Raw genomic sequence first — 21,834 nt, 5'->3', positions numbered from 1 at the left:
GGGTGTGCATAACATAAATGTACGTACAAAGTAACTACTTTGTGTGTACATCTACGCCCGACTCTTACAGGTATACGTGGTGTCGGCGGCGGAATCCGTAAAAGTGTCAGCAACTTCCATCTATCGATGAACTGCTTTTTTTCAAGGTAGCAACAACCCAACTACGCTGTAGCCGACGGCCTCTTCAATGGTGGGATGATAGTTGTAAGGTTTGCCCATTAATGTATTAAAACGGCTTTCGCCGAGCCATTTATTCTCAGGAAATTTCCACACACACATCTTTGTCCAGACCTCATAATGGCGCTCTCCTTCCTGGATGCCGTATTGCACAGCATCCAATTGGGCATGAACAAATAATTGATACTGAGGACTAGGTTGTACGGACAATTAACGCAACCAAAGTAAAGCGGAAACGAAATGGAGCATGCCCAAAAAGCTGCTGGCCGTCTTGTCGTAGCGCGTGGCCAGGCGGCGAAATTGCTTGAGTCGGCTGAAAAAGCGCTCCACTTTGTTGCGGTCGCGGTACAGGTTGCGGTCAATCACGCGGTGGACGAGGCGGTTTTTCTTGCTGGGAATGACCGCCGCCGCGCCGAGTTCTTCGACCAGGGCCACGATGCTGTCGGCGTCGTAGGCTTTGTCCGCCAGTACGTTGCCGGTCCCCCGGGCCCCGGCCAGCAACTCGGCGGCCCGGCGGCAATCCGCTTGCTGGCCCGGGCCGAGCACCAGGCGCAGCGGATTGCCCAACGCATCGACCAGGGCGTGCACCTTGGTCGTCAACCCGCCGCGGCTGCGGCCGAGGGCCTCGTCGCCGACGCGGCTTTTTTTCGGCTGCCCGCCGCCTGCGCGTGGGCCCGCACGACGGTCGAGTCGAGCATGACCCAGTCCAAATCCGGCTCCTGCACGGCCTCAAACAGCCGTTTCCACACGCCCGTTTGCGCACAGCGCCGGCAGCGCTTGCGCTGCGTGTCGGCCTTGCCGAAGCGGGCCGGCAGCGCCCGCCACGCGGCCCCGTGGCGGGCAATCCAGAGCACGGCGTTCAAAAACAGGCGGTTGTCGCCGGCCGTGCGGCCCACGTCTCCAGCTTTGCCCGCTAGGTGCGGGGCCAACAACGCCCACGTGCGGTCACTGATTTCGTCTAATTCCTTCACGAACGCAAAACTAATTGTCCGTACAACCTAGCAAGATTAAATGTTTCTGAAGTAGGGTAAAGCTTTTTGAAATTTCTTGCTTCGCCTACATAAATGACTCGCCATCCGGTAGCAGCGGCAAGTTGAACAGTCAACTTTTTAGCGAATAAGCTGTCAGCAGCGAAAAGCGTGTCGTGCTCTATACCACGGCCTGTTGGCACGGAAACTCTAGTAGTAGTTAGCGCTACTAAAGTGCCAGGAGCGACAGAGGGCTTACCAGCGAATTTTGACTTGGTAGCCAGAATGGTACAACCGCTTAGAAATAGCGAAAGCAAAAGAAAAGCTCTCATTGACTAGACGATTATTCACAGTACAAAACGGCAAACGAAATTAGCTAACCTGTTTCAAATCCCGTACCTTTGCGCCCCCGCCAGGGTGGCGGGCCTTGCCAACTAACGGCAAGGTGTTCAACCAGAACCGCGTAGGGGCCCGGGCATCGGCCGTTACGTTTATCCAAGAGGTGCCCAACCGCTGTTTTATGGCAGAATTGATTGACGATTTCGACTGGGATAATGTCGGAGCCACTGGTTTCGGTGGAAACTACTCGGCTGACCAGCGCGCCGAGATGGAGCAGATGTACGGCGACACGCTCACGACCGTCCAGGAAGAAGAAGTAGTGAAGGGCACCGTGGTGGGCATCACCGACCGCGATGTGATTCTGAACATCGGTTTTAAATCCGATGGTCTGGTGTCGATTACCGAATTCCGCGACCTGCCCGACCTGAAAATCGGCGACGAGGTGGAGGTCTTCATCGAAGACCAGGAAGACGCCAACGGCCAGCTCATCCTGAGCCGCAAGAAAGCCAAAATCAAGCAGGCCTGGAAGGCCATTTACGATGCCTTGGAGCTGGACACCATCCTCGAAGGCGTGGTGAAGCGTCGCACCAAAGGCGGCCTCATCATGGAGCTTGACGGCGTGGAAGCCTTCCTGCCCGGCTCACAAATCGACGTGAAGCCCATCCGCGACTTCGATATTTACGTCGGCCGTCGCATGGAAGTGAAGGTGGTGAAAATCAACTCCGCGTTCGACAACGTGGTGGTTTCGCACAAAGTACTTATCGAGAAAGACCTCGAGAAGCAGCGCGAGGCCATCCTGAACAACCTGGAGAAAGGCCAGATTCTGGAAGGCAACATCAAGAACATGACCAATTTCGGCGTGTTCATCGACCTCGGTGGGGTTGACGGTCTGCTGCACATCACGGACATCTCGTGGGGCCGCATCGCTCACCCGAGCGAAGTGCTGACCCTGGACCAGAAGCTGAACATCGTGGTGCTGGACTTCGACGAAGCCAAGAAGCGCATCAGCCTCGGCCTGAAGCAGCTGACGCCCCACCCGTGGGATTCGCTGCCGGCCGACCTGCAGCCGGGCTCGAAAGTATCGGGCCGCATCGTGAACGTGGCCGACTACGGCGCCTTCATGGAAGTGGTGCCCGGTGTGGAAGGCCTCATCCACGTGTCGGAAATGAGCTGGAGCCAGCACCTGCGCAACCCGCAGGACTTCATCAAGCAGGGCGACACGGTGGAAGCGCAGATTCTGACGCTCGACCGCGAAGACCGCAAGATGAGCCTCGGCATCAAGCAGCTCAGCGAAGACCCGTGGACCCGTGGCGACTTCGGCGGCAAGTACGCCGTGGGCTCCAAGCACAACGGCCTAGTGCGCAACCTGACCAACTTCGGCCTGTTCGTAGAGCTGGAAGAAGGCGTGGACGGCCTCGTGCACGTGTCGGACCTGTCGTGGACCAAGAAAATCAAGCACCCTTCGGAAATGGTGAAGGTGGGCGACCGCCTCGACGTGGTGGTGTTGGAGCTGGACCTCGGCGCCCGGCGCCTGGCCCTGGGTCACAAGCAGTTGGAAGAAAACCCCTGGGATACGTTCCAGTCGGTGTTCACCCCCGGCTCGGTGCACCGGGCCACCATCACCGAGAAGTCGGAGCGGGGCGCGGTGCTCGAATTGCCGTACGGCATCGAGGGCTTCGCCTATCCCAAGTCGTTGGTGAAAGAGGACGGCAGCAGCGCCGAGAACGGCGAGGCGCTGGACTTCCGCGTCACGGAATTCTCGAAGGACGACCGCCGCATTGTGCTCTCGCATACGGCCATCTTCAACAAAGAAGCCGCGGCCGAGGACGACAACCGCAACTCGAAGTTCAAGAAGAAGACCAACGCCAAGGGCGGTGAGCCCCAGGGCGAAGGCAAGATGAGCGACCTGAAGAAGCCAACAGACGAGAAATCGACCCTGGGCGACCTCGACGCCCTGAGCGCCCTGCGCGACCAGATGATGGGCAACGAGCGCAAGGCCGGCGAGCAGAAGCTGAAAGCCGCGGCCCCCAAGCCCGCCGACGCACCCGCCGCTGATGCGCCCGTTACCGAAGCCCCCGCTGCGGAAGTTGCCGCCGAAGCTCCGGCCGTCGAAGCCCCCGCGGTCAAGGCCCCCAAGGCCAAGGCCGCCAAAGCCGATGCTCCCGCTGCTGAGGAAGCCCCCGCCGCTGAAGCTGGCCTGCTCGCCGGCATCGCTGGTGCCGCAACCGCGGCCTTCGACAAGGTGAAGGAAGTGGCTGCCGATGCTGCCGAAGCCGTTTCGAACAACGAAACCTTCGACAAGGTGAAGCACGCCGCAACCGATGCCGTGGACGCCGTGACTCACTCGGAAGCTTTCACCAAGGCTTCGGAAGCAGTTAGTGACGTGGTTGACAAAGCCAAGGACCTGATTGCCGGCGACGACGATGCCGCCGACCAGAAGAAGGACGACGAAGCCAAAGCCTAACGCTTAGCTTGGTTTGAGAAGAAGCCCCGGCGCGTGCGTCGGGGTTTTTTTGTGCGCCTAAACTTTGGTCTGGTTCGCCGAGTTTAGGTCGGAACGGTAAGGCATGGGTCGGTAATAACGGTGGGTGGCGGGTTGCTGCGCTCAGCCGGAAAAGTACCAACCCTTTTTTGCGCCGCCGCGCTGCTATTTTCAAGGCATCAAGCTTTGCACATAACTTCCATCCGCCCCCTTTTTTGACCATGCCCAATACGGAATTCACCAACACCCACGTCGTCATCTCGTCGACCAAACCCTTCACGCAGGCCATCAAGGACATTCAGGCCGAGATGGGCCGGGCCAGCGCCGACGTGCTGGGCGACAGGCTCAGCGCGAGCAAGGATTTTGCGGAGTTTACGCAGGAAATGGAATTTCTGGCGGGCCGCAGCAACTTCATCAACGTGGCCCTGCTCAACTGGGGCAAGGTGATGTCGCGGGTACCCCTCGGCATGAAGGCCGTGCTGTTCGTGATTGGCAATCCCCTCACTGCCAAGAAGCTGCTCGAAGCGGGTGGGCCCGAAGTGGGCTTGTACCTGCCCACCAAGATTTACGTGTACGAAGACAGTGAGGGCACCACGCAGGTCACCTACGACCAAATTGGCCCGGTGATGGCCCAGTACAACAAGCCCGAGTTGAGTGCGGTGGCCGCGGCCATCGACAAGGCACTGGCCAATCTGGCCGACAAAGCCGCGAACTAACCCCCGCAAACGCTCTCGATAAGATGGTCAAGAACATTGTACTCGTCCACGGCGGGCTGGTCGACGGCTCCAGCTGGGCCAAGGTCATTCCGCTGCTGGAAGCCCAGGGCCTGGAGGTAACGGCCGTGCAAAACCCGCTGACGGGCCTGGCCGACGACGTGGCCGCCGCCACCCGCGCGCTGGCGCTGCAAGACGGCCCTGCGCTACTGGTAGGCCACTCGTGGGGCGGCGTGGTCATTACCGAGGCGGGCACGCACCCCGCTGTAGCCGGATTGGCCTATGTGTGCGCGTTCGCGCCCAGCCCGGGGGAGTCCTTGGTTGATGTTTCGGCGCGGGGGCCCGCGGCGGCCGGCGGGCGGCACTTCACCGCCGACGCGGCGGGTTTCGTGCGCATCACCCGCCAGGGGCTGGACGAGGATTTGGGCCCCGACGTGGTCGAAGCCGAGCGCCGGCTGCTGTTTGCGACCCAGCACCCGCTGGCCGCGGCTTCGCAGGGCGAACCAGTGGGGGCCGCGGCCTGGCAGACCAAGCCCAGCTGGTACCTCGTTACCGAAAATGACCGGACCCTGCACCCGGACCTGCAGCGGGCTATGGCCCAACAGATTGGGGCCACCACGCGCTCCGTGGCATCTGGCCACCTGCCCATTTTCTCGCAGCCGACCGCCGTGGCGGGCTTCCTCATCGAAGCCGCGCGGCAAGTGGGGTAGGGGGGCGGAAAAGGGGCAGGGTGCAGTGCCGTAAACTTTTAATGGCGGCCCACCTTGCCTGCCCCGGTTGGGCTGCGTACCTTTGCGCTCCCAAAAGCCCACTACTGGTGACGTGACCGAGTGGCTAGGTAGAGGTCTGCAAAACCTCCTACGGCGGTTCGAATCCGCCCGTCACCTCTGATTACCAACCAGGAAGCCCCGCTCGCCATTTGGCCGGCGGGGCTTTTTTTGGGTCCGCGCGGGTAACTGCGGGTTTTGGGCCACATTGTGCCTACATTTCGTGGCCAAGCTGGGCGGTGGGCCGTACCAGCGGCCGTTGCTGTTTCTTTTCCCCTTCCGTTCGTTTATGAAAATTGTTGACCTCCGCACCATGCGCGGGCCGAGCTACTGGTCGGTCAAACACCACAAGCTCATCGTGGCCAAAGTTGACTTGCAGGAGTTTGCCGGCCGGTGGTCAAATACCATCCCGGGCTTCGCCGGGCGGCTGATGAAGCTGTTTCCCAACATTGGGCAGGTGCAACCGGGCGGCGTAAGCGGCAAGCAGGCGGCCAAGCACCCGCCCCTGGGCCTGGAGCAGCTCAACGACGGCGAGCCGCTGGGCCACGTCATTCAGCACGTGGCGCTGGAGCTGCAGCGGCAGGCCGCCATGCCCGTGTTCTGGGGCAGGAGCTACCCGGCGCGGGAAGACGGCGTGGAGTACGTGGTGTTTGCCTACCAGGAGGAGCGTGCCGGCCGCCGCGCCGCTGCGGCCGCCGTGGACGTGGTGGAAGCCCTGTGTAAAAAGGAGAAAGTGGACCTGAAGCCCGTCATCACCGAGCTGCACGAAATCCGGGAAGACGAGTTTTTTGGGCCGAGCACCTACAGCATCGTGGCCGAGGCCGCCTCGCGCAACATTCCCTACATCCAGCTCAAAAACACGTCGATTATTCAGCTGGGCTACGGCGTGAACCAGCGCCGCATCTGGGCCACCACCACCAGCCTGACCTCGCACGCGGGCGTGGAAGTGGCCGGCAACAAGAACCGCACCAAGGCCATGCTCCACGACGCGGGCGTGCCCGTGCCGCGCGGCACCACCGTGTACTCCGAGGCCGGCCTGCGCGAGGCCATCGACGAGCTGGGCTTTCCCATCGTGACCAAGCCGCTCGACGGCAACCACGGCAAGGGCGCCACCATCCGCATCATGAACTGGAAAGGCGCCGCCGCCGGCCTGGTGGCGGCGCAGGCGTATTCACGGGCCGTGATTGTGGAGCAGTTCATCGAAGGCTTCGATTTCCGGCTGCTGGTGGTGAACGGCAAGCTCATTGCCGCGGCCAAGCGCACCCCGGCGGCGGTGAAGGGCGACGGCAAAAGCAGCATCCAGCAGTTGATTGCTAAAGTCAACGAGGACCCCCGCCGCGGCATCGGCCACGAAAAGGTGCTCACCAGCATCAAGGCCGACAAGCACACGCTCGACATCCTGAAGAGCCGGAAGCTAACCCTGAAGTCGGTGCTGCCCGCCGACGAAGTCCTCTACCTGAAGAGCACGGCCAACATCAGCACCGGCGGCACGGCCACCGACGTGACCGACCAGATGCACCCCTACAACGTGCTGCTGGCCGAGCGGGTGGCCGGCATCGTGGGCCTCGACATCTGCGGCATCGACCTGATGGCCACCGATATTGCCGTGCCGCTCAACGAAAGCCGCGGCGCCGTGATTGAGGTGAACGCCGCGCCGGGCTTCCGCATGCACATCGCGCCCACCGAGGGCCTGCCGCGCAACGTGGCCGCCCCGGTCGTGGACATGCTCTTCCCGCCCGGCAGTACGGCCCGCGTGCCCATCATCGCCGTGACGGGCACCAACGGCAAAACCACCACTACCCGGCTCATTGCCCATCTCGTGGCCAGCAAGGGCTACAAAGTGGGCTTCACCACCACCGACGGCATCTACATCCAGGGCGTGCAGTTGCAGCAGGGCGACTGCACCGGGGGCGTCAGCGCCGAGTTTGTGCTGCGCGACCCCACCATCGACTACGCCGTGCTTGAAACGGCCCGCGGCGGCATGCTGCGCTCGGGCCTGGGCTTCCACACCTGCGACATTGCGGTGGTGACCAACGTGGCCGCTGACCACCTGGGCCTGCGCGACATCTACACCGTGGAGGAGATGGCCGCCGTGAAGGGCGTGCTGCCCCGCACGGTGCGCAAAAACGGCTGGGCCGTGCTCAACGCCGACGACGACCTGGTGTACGCCATGGCCCGCACCGTGGACTGCCGGGTGGGCCTTTTCAGCATGAACGAGCACAACCCGCACATCCTGGAGCACGTGGAGGCCGGCGGCGTGGCCGCGGTGTACGAGGAAGGCTACGTCACGATTTACCGCAACAGCTACAAGCTGCGCATCGACCGGGCGGCCGAGTTTCCGGTCACCTTCGGCGGCCGGGCGGGCTTCAACATCGAAAACAGCCTGGCGGCGGCCCTGGCCGGGTTCCTGGCTGGCTTCGACAAGGACGACATCAAAACCGCCTTCCGCACCTTCGTGCCGTCGGCTTCCAAGACGCCGGGCCGGATGAACTCCTACAAGTTTCCCCAATTCGAGGTCATCGTGGACTACGCCCACAACACGGCGGGCATCGCCAAATTCGCCGAGTTCATGGACGCCACGCCGGCCACCCGCAAAATCGGGGTGGTGTCGGGCCTCGGCGACCGGCGCGACGAGGACACGCTGGCCTTTGCCCGCATCGCCGGCCGCATCTTCGACGAAGTGGTGCTGCGCCAGAACGACGACCTGCGCGGCAAGTCGGCCGAGTTCCTGCGCGAAATCATGGAGCGCGGCCTGCGCCTCGACAAGCCCGACCTGCCCGTTATCTACATCGAGGGGGAGATGGACGCCGTGGAACACGTGCTGAAAACGGCGCCCGAAGGGGCAGTAGTGGTGCTGCTCACGGAAGACATTGCTCGGACGCTGAAGCGGTTGGACGAGTTCGAGGCGGCGACCGCGGCCCCCTAGCCCTCTTCTCAGTGGGGAGGGGGCGGAGTGACCGGCTGCGGCAGCCCGCGCTTATCTTTGGTTGGGCCGATGTCCGGCGCCGGTCTAACTTCCATTCCCTCTTTGTATGAAGCACGTCTTCTCCCTGCGCATGGCGGGCCTGCTGGCCGGCCTGTTCTTCGCCCTGGCTTCCCCGACCGCCGCCCAAGCCCCGGCTTGGCAATCGGCCCGCGTGGTAGCGGCGGCCACAGCGGCTGTAACGGGAAATTTTTCTTATGTGAGGGCTACGGCTGTCGATGCGGCGGGCAACGTGTACTTGGCGGGGTACTTCGCGAACAGCGTGGTGCTGGGCGGCACTACGCTCACCAGTGTCGGGGGCGATGATGTGTTCGTGGCTAAGTTTAGCCCCGTCAGTAATCAATTTGTGTGGGCGCGGCGGGCCGGTGGCAGCAGCGACGACCAAGCCAACGCGCTGGCCGTGAACGGGACGAGTGTGTACTTGGCCGGGGAATTTCGCAGCCCTACGGCCAGCTTCGGAGCCACCACCCTGGCCAATGCGGGCTCTGCCGATGTGTTCGTGGCCAAGCTCACCGACGCGGGCAGCACTAGCAGCTTTACCTGGGCGCAACGGGCCGGCGGCCTGGATAACGACCTCGCCACCGCCCTGGCTGTGAGAGGAACGAGCGTGTACGTGGCCGGGGAATTTCGCAGCTTCACAGCCAGCTTTGGCGCCACCATTCTGATTAATGTGAGAACCGCTGCATTCACTTCCGACGCGTACGTGGCCAAGCTCACGGACGCGGGCCCCACGGGCAGCTTTGCCTGGGCGCAGCGGGCCGGCGGCCAAGACAACGACAGCGCCGACGCGCTGGCCGTGAACGGTGCGAGCGTGTACATGGCCGGAGAATTTCGCAGCTCCTCGGTGGGCTTTGGCAGTACGAACCTGACCAACACCGGGATAAACGACGCGTACGTGGCCAAGCTAACCGACGCGGGCAGCACTAGTAGTTTCGTGTGGGCGCAACGGGCCGGCAGCATCGGTGACGATCAAGCCAACGCGCTGGCCGTGAGCGGCAATAACGTGTACGTGGCGGGGTATTTTGGCGGGCTCACGGCGGGCTTTGGTACCACTACCCTGGTTAATGCGAACACTACCGGTAACTCTGCCGACGCGTACGTGGCCAAGCTTGCCGACGCGGGCAGCACTAGTAGTTTCGTGTGGGCCCAGCGGGCCGGCGGCACGGGCAACGACCGCGCCGATGCCTTGGCTGTGAACGGGACGAGCGTGTATGTATCGGGGGCTTTTATCAGCTCTACAGCAGCCTTTGGCGCCACTACCCTGGCCAATGCGAACACTGCCGGTGGCTCTGCCGACGCGTACGTGGCCAAGCTTGCCGACGCGGGCCCCACGGGCAGCTTTGCCTGGGCGCAGCGGGGCGGCGGGGCGGGCAACGAATATGCCTTCGCGCTGGCTTTGAGCGGCAGCAATGTGTACGTGGCAGGATATTTTAACAGCCCCACCGCCAGCTTCGGCGCCACCACCATCTCCAACCCGAACACCAATACTATTCTCGGCTTCCTCGCCTCCCTCACCGACCCCACCCTGACGGCCACCGCCACCGCTGGGCCCCGCGAGCCGGCGGCCCTGTTTCCTAACCCCGCCCGCCACACGGCCACCCTGCGCCTGCCCACCGGCACGCCCGGCGCCCCGCTCACCCTCACCGATGCGCTGGGCCGGGCCGTGCGCCGCTACCCTGCCCCGGCCGGACCCGAAACGGTCCTGGACCTGGGCGGGCTGCCCGCCGGCCTCTACCTGCTGCGCGGCGCCGGCCCGGCCCGGCGCCTGGCGGTAGAGTAGGCGTGGAAATGCGGCCGGCTCGCGTAGGACTCGGTACCGCGCCTACCACGAAAAAGGCCACTCATCGAGTGGCCTTTTTGCATGTTGGTAATCTGTCGGTGTTAACGGAAATTATGCCGTCGACAGAATCCGACCAATTCGCTGAATCTGATGAATCCGCAGTTCAGACTACTTCAGCGTAAACTTGGCTTTGCCCATCAGTTGGCCGCTTTCGTACAGCTCCACCGTGTGCTGGCCCTTTTTATATTCGGCCCCTTTGGCGTACACGAACTCCAGCTTTTGCTTGCTGTTGTCGTACACCACGTCCTGCTTCTGGGTATAAAAGGCCTCCTGGCCTTCCACGGTGAAGGTGCCGCCGCCGGTGCTCAGGTTGTAGAGGGCGGCGCCGTCGGGCTCCAGAATGCGCAGGTAAATAGCTTTGGTTTCTTTCGGCGACACGTCGTTGCGGGCCAGGTTGCAGGTCACTTTCACCTTTTCCACGCGCTTGGCCTTGAACTCGTCCTGGTCGTCGTCCTTCTCCTTATTTTTGGAGGTGATGATGGCCACTTTGATGTTCTCGGACTGCAGGCGCGACGCGACGCCGACTTTATCCGTCAGCTCCTGGTTGGTGCGCGCGATGGTGCTGATGGTGTCGCTCAGTTGGTTTTGCCGCTCTTTTAGCGTAGTGGTTTCGGTGTAAAGGGTTTCGTTGTCCTTCTTGAGCTGGGCAATGTCGTCGTCCTTTTTCCGCAGCTGGCTCTCCAGGTTTTGGGCGCGCTGCTTGAACAGTTTCTGCTGGGCAATGGAAAAGCTGCCGGCCTTGAAGGAGCGCAGCCGCAGCAGGTCGGCGTTGACGCCGGCAATCTTGGCTTCGAGCGAGTCGTTGCTCAGGCCCAGCGCTTGCAGCTCCTGGCTTTGCCGCTCAAAATCGCCCTTCAGGGCTTCGTACTGCTTGATTTGTTCTTGCAGCTTGCTGTCCTTGGCGCGCACCTCCGTGGTCAGCTCCTCGTTCTTGTCGCCTTTCTGCTGGTTGAGGTAAAACAGAACGCCGTTGATGCCGAGCAGTACAGCCACGAGGGCTACCCAAAGCAGGACACGGCTGTTGTTGGAGCGGGGTTCGGGGGTTTCGTTGGGGTCCATACGGGAGTGGTTAAGCGAGGGAAGGGTGAAAAATTCGAGGTGTTTGCCGCAAGGCGGCGCGTACCTTTGGGCGTAAAAATAGGGGACTTCCGGGCCCTGGCAAGTTTCCCCTATACTTTCACGGAATGCAAACGGTTCTACCCGCCTTCGATTCCGCCTATTGGCAAGGCCGTTACGCGGCCGGGCGCGACGGCTGGGACGCCCACGCCGTGACCCCGCCGCTGCGCGCTTATTTCGACCAGCTGGCCGTGGCCGGGCAGCCGCGCATCCTCGTTCCCGGCGCCGGCCGCGCCTACGAGGCGGAGCACTTGCACCGGCTGGGTTTTGGGCAGGTGTTCGTGGCCGACCTTGCCCCGGAGCCGCTGCAAGCACTGGCGGCCCGCGTGCCCGATTTCCCGGCCGAGCACCTGTTATTGGCTGATTTCTTTGCCCTGCCCAACGTGGAGCCGTACGACTTAATTGTGGAGCAAACGTTTTTCTGCGCGCTGAACCCCGCGCTGCGCCCAGCCTACGCCCGGCAGTGCGCGGCCCTGCTGCGGCCCGGGGGCACGCTGATGGGGCTGCTGTTCGATACTGATTTCGGGCCGGCCCAAGAGCCGCCGTTCGGGGGCTCCAAGGAAGAATACCGGAGCTATTTCGCGCCGTATTTTGATTTCAGGCATTTCGAAACCGCCGCCAATTCGCTCCAGCCCCGGCAGGGCCGGGAGTTATTTATCTGCTTGAAGAAAAAATAGCATCAGGCTCCGGCTTCGTGCGAATTCCCTTGAATTTTCCACTCCCCAAGCACCCGCTTGGGGTCACGCCGCGCCATGCTCACCGCCCTCGCCAACACCCTGCCGCATTTCCGGCACACCAACTCCGGCCAGTTTTTCCTCATGGCCGGCCCCTGCGTCATTGAGGGCGAAGACATGGCCCTGCGCATTGCCGAGCGCATCAAGCACATCACCGACAAGCTGCAGATTCCGTTTATTTTCAAGGGCTCCTACCGCAAGGCTAACCGCTCGCGGCTGGACTCCTTCACCGGCATTGGCGACGAAACGGCGCTGCGCATCCTGCAAAAGGTTGGGCGAGAAATTGGCGTGCCTACCGTCACCGACATCCACGAATCGAGCGAAGCCGCGCTGGCGGCTGAGTTCGTCGACGTGCTGCAAATCCCGGCCTTCCTGTGCCGCCAGACGGACTTGCTCATCGCCGCGGCGCAGACCGGCAAGGTGGTGAACATTAAAAAAGGCCAGTTTCTGAGCGGCGAGGCCATGCAATTTGCCGTGGACAAGGTGCACCAGTCGGGTAACGAGCACGTCATTCTTACCGAGCGCGGCAACTCCTTCGGCTATTCCGAGCTGGTGGTGGACTTCCGCAACCTGCCCGCCATGCGCCGCTTCGGCGTGCCCGTGGTGATGGACGTGACCCACTCCCTGCAGCAGCCCAACCAGGCCAGCGGCGTCACCGGCGGCCAGCCCGCCCTCATCGAAACCATTGCCAAAGCCGCCATTGCCGTGGGCGCCGACGGCCTGTTCATCGAAACCCACCCCACGCCCGCCACCGCCCTGTCCGACGGCGCCAACATGCTGCCGCTCGACCAACTCGAAGCGCTGCTGGGGAAGCTGACGCGGGTGCGGGACGCCATCCGGCCGACCGGCGGCATCGACCCGCAAGGGCTAGAGGCGTAAATCCGTTTCGAGTTGAGCGCAAGCACCGCAACGATGACTGAAGTTCGCCTGTACCGGTCGCGCGGAAAAGTGCTCAGGATGGTGCTGCTGTGCTCAGTATTCGTCGGCCTGGGGTATTTTATGCTGGGCCGCCCGGACGCCCCGCAAGGGATAGCCTGGCTGAGTATCGGCTTTTTCGGCCTCGGGTTCCTCTTTGGACTCTACCAACTGCTCGACCGCCGGCCGCAGATAATCGTGAACGAATTCGGCGTATTCGACCGCACCACGCACCACGAATTCATCAACTGGGAAATCATCCAGGACGTTTACTTGATTGCGGTGAACCGGCAAAAATTCATCTGCTTGGTGGTGGACGAAGCATTTGAGCCTTCCCGCAAGAAAAACAAGTTCAGGCAGGGAGTAGCCAGCTTAAACAAAGAGTTTGGTTTTCAGGAGTTGAACATTTCGTTAGGCCTGGTCAGCATCGACACTATGCGGTTTGCCGAATTTATTTTGGCCATGCGGGGCGCGGAGCAGCCCGAACGGGAAGGATTGGTCAGGGAGGCAATTGCCAACCTGTAGGTTTGCTGCGGGTCATATCCGCAGCCAGAAATGCTGCTTGGGCTGATTCTTTCGGAAGAACACCAGCCCAATGTGGAACAGGTCCACCGTCAGCCGCACGTCGGGGTGGGCCTTGATGACTTCCCAGGCCCGCTCCATGTCGGCCGACCAGTGGATGTCGTCGAATACGAACACGGAGTCGTCGGTGCGGTGCGCCAGGCACAGCTCAAAGTAGCGCAGCGTCGGCTCGTAGCGGTGGTTGCCGTCGAAAAAAGCGAAGTCCAGGGGCGCGGCCAGGGCCGCCAGGGCCGGGGCCAGGGTGTGGTCGATGTTGCCCTCCACGACGGCAATATTGCTCAGGTGCAGCGCGGCGAAGGTTTCGCGGGCCAACGCGGCCACGTTGGGGCAACCTTCGAAAGTGAGGACGCGGTGGCGCGAGTCGGCGGCGGCCAGGTAGGCGGTGGTGAGGCCCAGCGAGGTGCCCAGCTCCAGAATAGTGGCCGGCCGGCAGTAGTTGACCAGTCTAAACAGCAGTTGTGCGAGGCGCGGCGGCTTGGCGGCGGTGCGGGCAATGTCGGCCACGCGGCGCTGCTGGCCCGCGCCGGTGCGGGAGCCCGCCCCAAAATCGGTAACGCTTACGCTGGCTGGACTGGCGAGCAGTTCCCGCCGCCGCGCCTCAATGCCCGCATACGCCCCGAAAGTGCCGGTGTGCCGAACGACGGCCGTGTAGAGGCCGAACACGAACGGCGAATGCAGCCCGTGGGCATTGCCCGAACGGAGCCAGAAGCGGAAGTACGCGAGGAGTTGAAACAAGGAGTTGTCAGTTGCTAGTTGTCGGTTGTCAGAAACTGGGCAGACCGACAACTGCGCTACAAACTAACAACTGACAACAAGCAACTGACAACAAGCAACCAAGAGGCCCTAGTTCAGCCGATAGGGCACCATGAGGGTAAACTCGGGGATGTCGACCGTGAATTCCTGGCCGTTGGCTAAGCGCTCCATGAGGTAGGTGCCGCGCATCTTGCCCACGCCCGACTTGAGGTTGCAGCCGCTCACGTACTGGTGCGCCTCGCCGGGCTCCAGCACGGGCTGGCGGCCCACCACGCCTTCACCCTCCACCTCGCGCACCACGCCGTTGGCGTCGTGGATGTGCCAGTGGCGGCGCAGCAGCTTCACCGTGAATTCGCTGTTGTTGCGAATGTCAATTTTGTAGGCGAACACGAAATGCTCCTGGCCGGGGCTGGAGTAATCGGGCAAGTAGTTGGTCGTAACCGAAACGGTGACGCCTTGCGTAGTGGTGGTGGGCATGGGCGGCGGAGCTAAGAAGTAGCTGCGGGCGTAACAGCGGCCCGCCAAAATTGGTTTTACGCGAAATCGGGCATTGAACGCCGACGAAGTTCGTTTATTTTTTCTCAAAAACCGCAATGGTAAAGATAGCCGAGAGCTGGCGGCCCGTGTTGGCCGACGAATTCGAAAAGCCCTATTTTCAGCGACTTATCGCCTTCGTGAAGGGCGAGTACGCCACGGCCACCGTGTACCCGGCCGGCGCCCACATTTTTCGCGCGTTCGAGGCCACGCCGTTTGGCCAAGTCAAGGTCGTGATTCTGGGTCAGGACCCTTACCACGGGCGCAATCAGGCGCACGGGCTGTCGTTTTCGGTGCAGGAAGGACAAGCCGCTCCGCCGTCGCTCCGCAATATTTTCAAGGAGTTGCAGGACGATATTCCCGGCACGGCGCCCGCCGCCAACGGCAACCTCGACCGCTGGGCCCGGCAGGGCGTGCTGCTCCTGAACGCCACCCTCACGGTGCGCGCCAGCGAGCCCGCCTCGCACCAGAAAAAAGGCTGGGAAGAATTCACCGACGCCGTGATTCGCAAGGTGTCGGAAGGCGAGGAGCACGTCGTGTTCATCCTCTGGGGTGCCTACGCCGGCAAGAAATCAGAACTAATCGACGAGCAGAAGCACTTGGTTTTGAAGTCGGTGCACCCTTCCCCGTTCGCGGCCGACAAGGGGTTCTTCGGCAGCAAGCCCTTCAGCAAAGCCAACGCTTGGCTGGCGAGCAAGGGGCTGGAGCCCGTGGAGTGGTAAAGAATGGATGATGCCAAGGGGTGTTTGAGAAGGACGAAGGGTGTTTTGGAACAGGCCAATGGTGTTTGGTGACGGTCAAGGGGTGTTTTGCGGGTGACGAAGGGTGTTTTGCGAGCCCGAAATGACGTTTTGTCTATGCCCAATGCCGTTTTGAGAATGCGAAATGACGTTTTGTCTAGTCGCAATGCCGTTTAGGAAGGCGTAAATGACGTTGTGGCAGTGTCGAATGGTGTTTTGCGTTACGCAAAGAGTGTTTTGGGGGTGACGAAGGGTGTTTTGCGTTGGATTGGAGCGGTTGCGGTTGAATAAGTTCGCGCACAATGTAGAACGAATCAAGCAGCACGTTATTCTAAGCCTGCCGAGGAATCTCGCTCGCGCTGTTAGGCGGCGCGGATAAACCGGGCGAGATTCCTCGGCAGGCTCGGAATGACGTGCTGTATTATTTGACTGTGCTCACTTGAGCACGACTGCTTAGTGGATGATGTCGAACAGGCGACTCCACCGGATTCTGTGCCAGAAGTCGGCGTTGGGGTCGATGGAGAGCCAGATGAGCACGGCCTTGCCCACGACGTGGTCTTCGGGCACGAAGCCCCAGAAGCGCGAGTCTTCGGAGTTGTGGCGGTTGTCGCCCATCATCATGTAGTAATTCTGCTTGATGGTGTAGCTAGTGAGCATTTTGCCGTTCTGGTATATCATGCCTTCCTTCCAGGTCACGCCCTCGTTGTGCTCGTAGCGGGCCACGATTTTGAAGTAGATGGCGGCGTTGGCGGGGGAGAGGGCAATGGTCTGGCCTTTTTTGGGAATGGGCAGCGGGCCGTAGCTGTCCAGCGACCAGTTGCGCGGGGTGGCGCTGCTGGCACCGGAGTTGGTGAAGTCGGCGGCGTCGGGAAAAAGCCGCACCGGGGGCTCGGTCACGGTCAGGCTCCGCACGTAGGGCTGCCGGCGGAAGTAGTCGGCCGCGGCTTTGGTGCAGCTGATTTCGTAGCCAAACTTGCCGTTGGCGTCAGGGCGGACCTGGGGGGCGCCGTCGGGCGCGCCGTATTCCACCACGCCCTGGGCGCGCAGGGCGGCCAGCACCTCGTCGTTGGGGCTGTCGACCTGCATGAAGTAAGTGGTTTGGAGGCCGGGGGGCGTCACGCCGGGCCGGCCGTTGAGGTAGACCTGGCCGTCTTTGATTTCGAGGGTGTCGCCGGCCACGGCCACGCAGCGCTTGATGTAGTTGGTGCGCAGGTCGGCGGGGTACTGGGTTTCGTGGGGCACGTGGAAGACCACCACGTCGTTGCGCTTGATTTCGGAGAAGCCCGGCAGCCGGTAGGTGGGTAGCTGGAGCAGCTCGGAGTAGCTCTGGAGGCCCGTGCCCCACACGGTTTGGTGGGTGAGGGGCACCTGCAGCGGCGTCTGGGGCGTGATGGGGCCGTAGTGCAGCTTGCTCACGAACAGGTAGTCGCCCACCAGCAGGGAATTTTCCATGCTGGGCGAGGGAATGGTGTAGGCCTCGAACGTGGCCCAGCGGATGAGCGTGGCCGCGACGACGGCAAAAATCAGCGAGTCGGCCCACTCGCGGGACTTGGACTTGGGCGCTTTGGCGGCGGCGGTGCGGTCGGTTTTGAACAAAGGCATGGGGAAGACCAGCGGGGGCTTGGCAATTAAAATCAGGCAAAAGTAAACGAGTTGTCAGTTGCTGATTGTCAGTTACCAGTCAGCTATTTAAATAAACTTCAACCACTGACAACCACGGAACGATAACTTAGGACCTATCCGAAAAATAAATTGAACGTCATGCTGAGCGCAGTCGAAGCATCTCTACCGCTCTGTTGAATGGCTCATATGAAGCGGGCGAGATGCTTCGGCAAGCTCAGCATGACGGGCGTCTGCACAGCTGAAGTATTTTTCGGATAGGTTCTTAAAATCAGGCAAAGAAACGCAGCAGCACACCGGCGGGCCCGCCGCCGCCCGAACCGCTGGAGCGTTTACAAATCCAGCAGCTCTTTCATTCCGAACACGCCCGGCCGGCCGGGCAGCCATTCGGCCGCCAGCAGGGCGCCCAGGGCAAAGCCTTCGCGGCTGTGGGCCTCGTGCTTCAACTCCAGGGTGTCGACGGCCGACGAGTAGGTGACGACGTGGGTGCCCACTACGGCGCCGGTGCGCTCGCTGAGCACGGCCAGCTCGGCGGGGGTTTCGGCGGGGGCGTTGCGCCAGGTGGTTTTGCTGGGAAAGTGGCGGATAATGGCCTCGGCCGTGGTGAGGGCCGTGCCGCTGGGCTGGTCGATTTTCTGGAGGTGGTGAATTTCGCGCACCGCCACGTCGTAGCCCCCAAACTGGTGCATTTTGGCGGCCAGGTACTCGTTGAAGTGGAAGAACAGGTTCACGCCCACACTGTAGTTGGATGCGTAGAACAAGCTGCCGCGCAGCTCCCGGGCCAGGGCCTGGGCCTCGTCGAAGTGGTGCAGCCAGCCCGTGGAGCCGCACACCACCGGCAGGCCCTGGCGCAGGCAGGCCGTGACGTTGGCAAACGCCGAATCGGGGTGGGTGAATTCGATGGCTACGTCCACGGTGGCGGGCGAGAAGTCGGCGATGGTCAGCGCGCCCGCGTTGCGGTCCACGATGCCGGTAATCTGGTGGCCGCGCTTGGTAGCCAGCGCGGCAATGGCCTGGCCCATTTTGCCGTAGCCTATCAAGAGGATGTTCATGATTTCCGGTGGCTTGTTTCTAGTGGCTCGTTTCCAGCGACTTGGTTCTGCATTAAACAACAACCAGCGACCAGCAACGAGCAACTGTTATTTCACCCGCAACGCGAACAGCACGCCCGGGGCGGTGGGCACGGCCAGGGCCCGGCCGGGTACGGCCAGCATGGTGGGGTGCCAGTGCAGGCTCAGGTCGTCGCTCACGTCGAAGTCTTTGAGGTGGGCGTCGACCAGCGCATCCACGATTTGCAGGCCGTAGGCGAGGCCGATGTAGAGATAAAAAATGTCGCGGTAGCCACGGAAACGAATTACGTTACTGTTAAGACCATTCAGACTTCTGACCTGTGCTGCATTCTCCCCTAAAAAAATCGGATTTTGAAGTTTGGTAGGGTCGGCCTGGACAAGGTTGTAGGCATCGGCGAACTCACGATAGATTTTTTGATAGAAAACTTCTCCATATATCACCCCGCCCAGCGACCCGTACACCAGCGGCAGCTTCCACCAGCGCCGGTTGTAAATCTGGCCCGCGCCGGGCAGCAGGGCGGCCAGCAGGGCAGCCTTGCCCGGGCGCGTGAGGCGAATGCCCTGGTAGCCGAAAGCGCGGAACATGCGCTCGGTGCGCTTGGCCGAGTCGGCGGCGGCCTTGCGGCGCCGGGCTTCGGGCGACTCCACCACTTGCCGGGCTTCGGCCGTATCGGACAGCACCACGGCGGGGTTGGGGGGAGCGGTCGGGTCAAAAACCTGCGCCTGGCTGCGGCTGGTGAGCAGCACGCTCGTCAGCGCCAGCAACGAGGCAAAGAGAAAACGTATTTTTTTCATAGCTGACCCGCCAACGATATTTTCAGTGGTTTAGCGTAGATGCTGCCGAAAGAAGCGTTGAATTCGCGCCATTCAGCGCGCTTCCTGCCGGGCCACCCCACCACTTGCGGACGGGCTAAGACGGCTGCAGAATGTGCAGAATGCGCTGCATATCCTCCACCGAATCGAAAGCAATCTTGATTTCGCCGCTGCCCTTGGGGCCGGGTCGCACCTGCACGCGCGAGCCGAACCGGTCGGCGAGGTGGCGCTCGGTGCGGCGCAGCTCGGCGGCGGGCACGGCGGGTGGTGCGGCCGGGCCGCTGGTTGCGGCGCCGTTGCTGGCGGGCGCCGCTGCCCGGCCAAAGCCGCCGCGTACCAATTCTTCCACCCGGCGCACGGACAATTCCTCGGCCACAATCTTGCGGAACAGGTCCACTTGCGCCTTGGCGTCGTCGAGCCCGATGAGGGCGCGGGCGTGGCCCATGCTGATTTCGGCGTCGCGCAGGCCAATCTGCACGTCGGGCGGCAGCTTGAGCAGGCGCAGGTAGTTGGTGACGGTCGAGCGGTTTTTGCCCACCCGGTCGCCCAGCTCTTCCTGGCGCAGGTTGCACTCGCTCAGCAGGCGCTGGTAGCTGAGGGCAATTTCGATGGCGTTGAGGTTTTCGCGCTGGATGTTCTCAATCAGGGCCATTTCCAGCATCTGCTGGTCGTCGGCCTTGCGGATGTAGGCCGGAATCGTCTCCAGGCCGGCCAACCGGGAAGCTTGCAGGCGGCGCTCGCCGGCGATGAGCTGGTAGGAGTTGGTGCCGAGCTGGCGCAGGGTCACGGGCTGGATGATGCCCTGGATTTTGATGCTCTCGGCCAGCTCCTGCAGGGCTTGCTGGTCGAAGTGGGTGCGGGGCTGGTAGGGGTTGGCCTCGATGTGCTCGACGGAGATAAAGCCCACCGAGTTGACGGGGTGCGACACGAGCCGGTCGCCCTGGCGGTCGCCTTTTTTCTCGTAGCTACCCTCAATCAGGGCGTTCAGGCCCCGGCCCAGGCCGCCAATCTTGCGCTTGGGCACGAGTTGGGACGGGGTGGGCAGCGTGTTTTTCTCGTCGTTCTTCTCTGGGGTCATCTCGGCAAGGTCCGGTTGGCCGAAAGGTCGGCGCATACGGGACTCCAAATTTACGGATTGTTGGGCGAAGGGCAAGCCGGGAAGTTTGGGGCGAGTGGCTTGGCTTGGAATCAAGCTCTCGTATTGGCCGCGTAGTGCAAGCAGGCCCTAATCAACTCTTCGCTCAATTCTGGAAAATCTTTGACGATGTCAGCATTGCTCATGCCATTGCCCAGCCAGCCCAGCACGTCATCCACACTGATGCGGGTACCAATAATGCACGCCCGGCCAAAACGTATTTCGGGGTCAACACCGATTAATGGATGGTTAGCAAAGGTGTACATCCCACAATACTTTTATAAAGGTTCGATGTCAACTGGAAACCGGCCCCATTTTTTCCATAACACATCATCACTCTGTTGCTCTGCTGTTGCGTTGCGCGAATTCCAAGCACGGTTTAGATGAACATAGATGTGGGCCATGTGTATTCTGAATTCTACTTCGCCAAATTCAGGGTCTTCGGCAATATCCTTGAATAGACTTTTAAGCCCGTCTTCAGCATCTTCCAACTCATACATGAGAAGCGCCCAGGCAGCGGGGTCGGTATGCTGGTTAATCATAACCTGAACCGTAATAAAGTCAAAAGCCTAAATCCGCTCGTCCTCGGCCGTTTCCTCGGGGCGGGCTTCCACGCTGTTCTTTTCCACGATTTCGCGGGCCAGGTTGAGGTAGCTGATGGAGCCTTTGCTCTCGGCGTCGTGCAGGATGACGGGGATGCCGAAGCTGGGCGACTCGCTCAGCTTCACGTTGCGCGGGATGATGGTGTCGAAGGCCAGCTGCTGGAAGTGCATGCGCACTTCCTCCACCACCTGGTTGCTCAGGCGCAGGCGCACGTCGTACATCGTGAGCAGGATGCCTTCAATTTCCAGCTCGGTGTTGAGGCGGCTCTGGATGATTTTGATGGTGTTCAGCAGCTTGCCCAGGCCTTCGAGGGCGAAGTACTCGCACTGCACCGGGATGATGACCGAGTGCGCGGCCGTGAGGGCGTTGACCGTAATGAGGCCCAGCGAGGGCGAGCAGTCGATGATGATGAAGTCGTACTGCTCGGCGAGGGGGCGCAGGGCCTCCTTCATCTTCTCTTCGCGGTTGGGTAGGTTTATCATCTCCACTTCGGCGCCCACCAAGTCGATGTGGGAGGGCATGAGGTCGAGGTGGGGCAGGATGTTGGTGGGCAGGATGATGTCCTGGGCGTTGATGCCGTCCACCATGCACTCGTAGATGCTGTTCTGGATGTCCTTGGGGTCGTAGCCCACGCCGGAGGTGGCGTTGGCCTGGGGGTCGGCGTCGACGAGCAGGGTCCGGTAGTCCAGGGCGGCTAGGGACGCCGCGAGGTTGATGGAGGTGGTGGTTTTGCCCACCCCGCCTTTTTGGTTGGCTACCGCGATGATTTTTCCCATGGGTCTTTGTCGTTGTCAGTTGTTCGTTGTCAGTTGTCAGCGGCTCAGTGCTTCAGCGTCAGTTAGTGGCCTTTCCCGGACCTTTCGACTAACAACCGACAACGAATAACTGACAACCAAGAACTAATAACTTTTGCCGTAGCATTGCACAAAGATACATTCTTTCCCTGTTCG

General features: G+C 61.6%; 21 protein-coding genes, 1 tRNA gene and 1 pseudogene. 10 read left to right on the top strand and 13 right to left on the bottom strand.

Annotation, left to right across the window (positions count from 1 at the left end; translation table 11 throughout):
- Positions 1–141: 141 nt before the first annotated feature.
- From RMO51_RS07850 to RMO51_RS07840, 3 genes are all read right to left on the bottom strand, one after another.
- The gene (locus RMO51_RS07850; protein WP_310393572.1) at positions 142–387 is read right to left on the bottom strand and encodes a hypothetical protein; all 246 of its coding nucleotides are present in this window, start codon (positions 385–387) and stop codon (positions 142–144) included.
- Positions 388–1,130 (bottom strand): IS5 family transposase gene (locus tag RMO51_RS07845; protein WP_310393634.1). Its coding sequence is split into 2 segments (ribosomal slippage): positions 388–804 and positions 807–1,130, totalling 741 coding nucleotides; the frame shifts between segments, so codons are not numbered across the junction. It abuts the gene before it with no gap.
- A 14-nt stretch (positions 1,131–1,144) separates the two neighbouring features.
- On the bottom strand, positions 1,145–1,477 hold the full coding sequence (locus tag RMO51_RS07840) for a hypothetical protein (protein WP_310393571.1): 333 nt from the start codon (positions 1,475–1,477) through the stop codon (positions 1,145–1,147).
- Positions 1,478–1,665: 188 nt separating this feature from the next.
- On the opposite strand from RMO51_RS07840, the pseudogene rpsA reads away from it, so the two are divergent.
- The 6 genes and pseudogenes from rpsA to RMO51_RS07810 all read left to right on the top strand — a co-directional run.
- A pseudogene (gene rpsA, locus RMO51_RS07835) lies at positions 1,666–3,477 on the top strand (30S ribosomal protein S1); the annotation flags it as partial.
- 710 nt (positions 3,478–4,187) lie between these two features.
- A complete protein-coding gene (locus tag RMO51_RS07830; protein ID WP_310393569.1) occupies positions 4,188–4,682 on the top strand; it encodes a DUF302 domain-containing protein in 495 nt (164 codons plus the stop codon).
- Between the two features lie 23 nt (positions 4,683–4,705).
- Positions 4,706–5,389: an alpha/beta hydrolase gene (locus tag RMO51_RS07825; RefSeq protein WP_310393568.1), complete on the top strand. Its 684-nt coding sequence runs from the start codon at positions 4,706–4,708 to the stop codon at positions 5,387–5,389.
- 106 nt (positions 5,390–5,495) lie between these two features.
- Positions 5,496–5,566: transfer RNA gene (locus tag RMO51_RS07820), tRNA-Cys, on the top strand.
- Between the two features lie 169 nt (positions 5,567–5,735).
- Entirely contained in the window at positions 5,736–8,372 is a 2,637-nt protein-coding gene (cphA, locus tag RMO51_RS07815; RefSeq protein ID WP_310393566.1) for a cyanophycin synthetase, read from the top strand.
- Positions 8,373–8,478: 106 nt separating this feature from the next.
- Positions 8,479–10,209 carry a T9SS type A sorting domain-containing protein gene (locus RMO51_RS07810; protein ID WP_310393564.1) on the top strand — a complete coding sequence of 577 codons (1,731 nt, stop codon included), beginning with the start codon at positions 8,479–8,481 and terminating at the stop codon, positions 10,207–10,209.
- A gap of 168 nt (positions 10,210–10,377) precedes the next feature.
- Here RMO51_RS07810 and RMO51_RS07805 read toward each other — a convergent pair whose 3' ends face one another.
- Positions 10,378–11,328 (bottom strand): hypothetical protein, encoded by a 951-nt coding sequence (locus RMO51_RS07805; RefSeq protein WP_310393562.1) that lies wholly within the window; start codon positions 11,326–11,328, stop codon positions 10,378–10,380.
- A 125-nt stretch (positions 11,329–11,453) separates the two neighbouring features.
- Between RMO51_RS07805 and RMO51_RS07800 the strand changes: the two genes are divergently transcribed.
- From RMO51_RS07800 to RMO51_RS07790, 3 genes are all read left to right on the top strand, one after another.
- Positions 11,454–12,062: a methyltransferase domain-containing protein gene (locus RMO51_RS07800; protein ID WP_310393561.1), complete on the top strand. Its 609-nt coding sequence runs from the start codon at positions 11,454–11,456 to the stop codon at positions 12,060–12,062.
- Positions 12,063–12,137: 75 nt separating this feature from the next.
- Positions 12,138–12,998, top strand: coding sequence for a 3-deoxy-8-phosphooctulonate synthase (gene kdsA, locus RMO51_RS07795; protein ID WP_310393559.1), 861 nt, complete (start codon positions 12,138–12,140; stop codon positions 12,996–12,998).
- Positions 12,999–13,010: 12 nt separating this feature from the next.
- Positions 13,011–13,559: an STM3941 family protein gene (locus tag RMO51_RS07790; RefSeq protein WP_310393557.1), complete on the top strand. Its 549-nt coding sequence runs from the start codon at positions 13,011–13,013 to the stop codon at positions 13,557–13,559.
- 12 nt (positions 13,560–13,571) lie between these two features.
- Here RMO51_RS07790 and RMO51_RS07785 read toward each other — a convergent pair whose 3' ends face one another.
- Both RMO51_RS07785 and apaG read right to left on the bottom strand, forming a co-directional pair.
- Positions 13,572–14,351: a class I SAM-dependent methyltransferase gene (locus tag RMO51_RS07785; RefSeq protein WP_310393555.1), complete on the bottom strand. Its 780-nt coding sequence runs from the start codon at positions 14,349–14,351 to the stop codon at positions 13,572–13,574.
- Positions 14,352–14,459: 108 nt separating this feature from the next.
- A complete protein-coding gene (gene apaG, locus RMO51_RS07780) occupies positions 14,460–14,846 on the bottom strand; it encodes a Co2+/Mg2+ efflux protein ApaG (protein WP_310393553.1) in 387 nt (128 codons plus the stop codon).
- A 116-nt stretch (positions 14,847–14,962) separates the two neighbouring features.
- Between apaG and RMO51_RS07775 the strand changes: the two genes are divergently transcribed.
- Positions 14,963–15,625, top strand: coding sequence for a uracil-DNA glycosylase (locus RMO51_RS07775; protein ID WP_310393551.1), 663 nt, complete (start codon positions 14,963–14,965; stop codon positions 15,623–15,625).
- Positions 15,626–16,096: 471 nt separating this feature from the next.
- Here the strand turns inward: RMO51_RS07775 and lepB are convergent, their stop codons facing one another.
- From lepB to RMO51_RS07740, 7 genes are all read right to left on the bottom strand, one after another.
- Positions 16,097–17,245: a signal peptidase I gene (gene lepB / locus RMO51_RS07770; RefSeq protein ID WP_310393549.1), complete on the bottom strand. Its 1,149-nt coding sequence runs from the start codon at positions 17,243–17,245 to the stop codon at positions 16,097–16,099.
- Positions 17,246–17,595: 350 nt separating this feature from the next.
- The gene (gene dapB, locus RMO51_RS07765; RefSeq protein WP_310393547.1) at positions 17,596–18,315 is read right to left on the bottom strand and encodes a 4-hydroxy-tetrahydrodipicolinate reductase; all 720 of its coding nucleotides are present in this window, start codon (positions 18,313–18,315) and stop codon (positions 17,596–17,598) included.
- Between the two features lie 87 nt (positions 18,316–18,402).
- Positions 18,403–19,128 (bottom strand): DUF5683 domain-containing protein, encoded by a 726-nt coding sequence (locus RMO51_RS07760; RefSeq protein WP_310393546.1) that lies wholly within the window; start codon positions 19,126–19,128, stop codon positions 18,403–18,405.
- A 115-nt stretch (positions 19,129–19,243) separates the two neighbouring features.
- Entirely contained in the window at positions 19,244–20,260 is a 1,017-nt protein-coding gene (locus RMO51_RS07755; RefSeq protein ID WP_310393544.1) for a ParB/RepB/Spo0J family partition protein, read from the bottom strand.
- Between the two features lie 74 nt (positions 20,261–20,334).
- Positions 20,335–20,547 (bottom strand): DUF433 domain-containing protein, encoded by a 213-nt coding sequence (locus tag RMO51_RS07750; RefSeq protein WP_310393542.1) that lies wholly within the window; start codon positions 20,545–20,547, stop codon positions 20,335–20,337.
- 12 nt (positions 20,548–20,559) lie between these two features.
- The gene (locus RMO51_RS07745) at positions 20,560–20,823 is read right to left on the bottom strand and encodes a hypothetical protein (protein WP_310393541.1); all 264 of its coding nucleotides are present in this window, start codon (positions 20,821–20,823) and stop codon (positions 20,560–20,562) included.
- A 27-nt stretch (positions 20,824–20,850) separates the two neighbouring features.
- Positions 20,851–21,660 (bottom strand): ParA family protein, encoded by an 810-nt coding sequence (locus tag RMO51_RS07740; RefSeq protein ID WP_068193033.1) that lies wholly within the window; start codon positions 21,658–21,660, stop codon positions 20,851–20,853.
- Positions 21,661–21,834 lie beyond the last annotated feature (174 nt).

The organism is Hymenobacter sp. (genome assembly GCF_031398885.1).
Lineage (GTDB): Bacteria > Bacteroidota > Bacteroidia > Cytophagales > Hymenobacteraceae > Hymenobacter.
Note: the sequence above shows the minus strand (reverse complement) of the source record. Positions and strands in the feature narration are given on the sequence as shown.

Excerpts from the sequence above, each read along its gene's own strand:
- RMO51_RS07840 (WP_310393571.1), bottom strand. The coding sequence starts at position 1,477 with ATGAGAGCTTTTCTTTTGCTTTCGCTATTTCTAAGCGGTTGTACCATT.
- RMO51_RS07830 (WP_310393569.1), top strand. The coding sequence starts at position 4,188 with ATGCCCAATACGGAATTCACCAACACCCACGTCGTCATCTCGTCGACC.
- RMO51_RS07825 (WP_310393568.1), top strand. The coding sequence starts at position 4,706 with ATGGTCAAGAACATTGTACTCGTCCACGGCGGGCTGGTCGACGGCTCC.
- cphA (WP_310393566.1), top strand. The coding sequence starts at position 5,736 with ATGAAAATTGTTGACCTCCGCACCATGCGCGGGCCGAGCTACTGGTCG.
- RMO51_RS07810 (WP_310393564.1), top strand. The coding sequence starts at position 8,479 with ATGAAGCACGTCTTCTCCCTGCGCATGGCGGGCCTGCTGGCCGGCCTG.
- RMO51_RS07805 (WP_310393562.1), bottom strand. The coding sequence starts at position 11,328 with ATGGACCCCAACGAAACCCCCGAACCCCGCTCCAACAACAGCCGTGTC.
- RMO51_RS07800 (WP_310393561.1), top strand. The coding sequence starts at position 11,454 with ATGCAAACGGTTCTACCCGCCTTCGATTCCGCCTATTGGCAAGGCCGT.
- kdsA (WP_310393559.1), top strand. The coding sequence starts at position 12,138 with ATGCTCACCGCCCTCGCCAACACCCTGCCGCATTTCCGGCACACCAAC.
- apaG (WP_310393553.1), bottom strand. The coding sequence starts at position 14,846 with ATGCCCACCACCACTACGCAAGGCGTCACCGTTTCGGTTACGACCAAC.
- RMO51_RS07775 (WP_310393551.1), top strand. The coding sequence starts at position 14,963 with ATGGTAAAGATAGCCGAGAGCTGGCGGCCCGTGTTGGCCGACGAATTC.
- lepB (WP_310393549.1), bottom strand. The coding sequence starts at position 17,245 with ATGCCTTTGTTCAAAACCGACCGCACCGCCGCCGCCAAAGCGCCCAAG.
- dapB (WP_310393547.1), bottom strand. The coding sequence starts at position 18,315 with ATGAACATCCTCTTGATAGGCTACGGCAAAATGGGCCAGGCCATTGCC.
- RMO51_RS07760 (WP_310393546.1), bottom strand. The coding sequence starts at position 19,128 with ATGAAAAAAATACGTTTTCTCTTTGCCTCGTTGCTGGCGCTGACGAGC.
- RMO51_RS07755 (WP_310393544.1), bottom strand. The coding sequence starts at position 20,260 with ATGCGCCGACCTTTCGGCCAACCGGACCTTGCCGAGATGACCCCAGAG.
- RMO51_RS07750 (WP_310393542.1), bottom strand. The coding sequence starts at position 20,547 with ATGTACACCTTTGCTAACCATCCATTAATCGGTGTTGACCCCGAAATA.
- RMO51_RS07745 (WP_310393541.1), bottom strand. The coding sequence starts at position 20,823 with ATGATTAACCAGCATACCGACCCCGCTGCCTGGGCGCTTCTCATGTAT.
- RMO51_RS07740 (WP_068193033.1), bottom strand. The coding sequence starts at position 21,660 with ATGGGAAAAATCATCGCGGTAGCCAACCAAAAAGGCGGGGTGGGCAAA.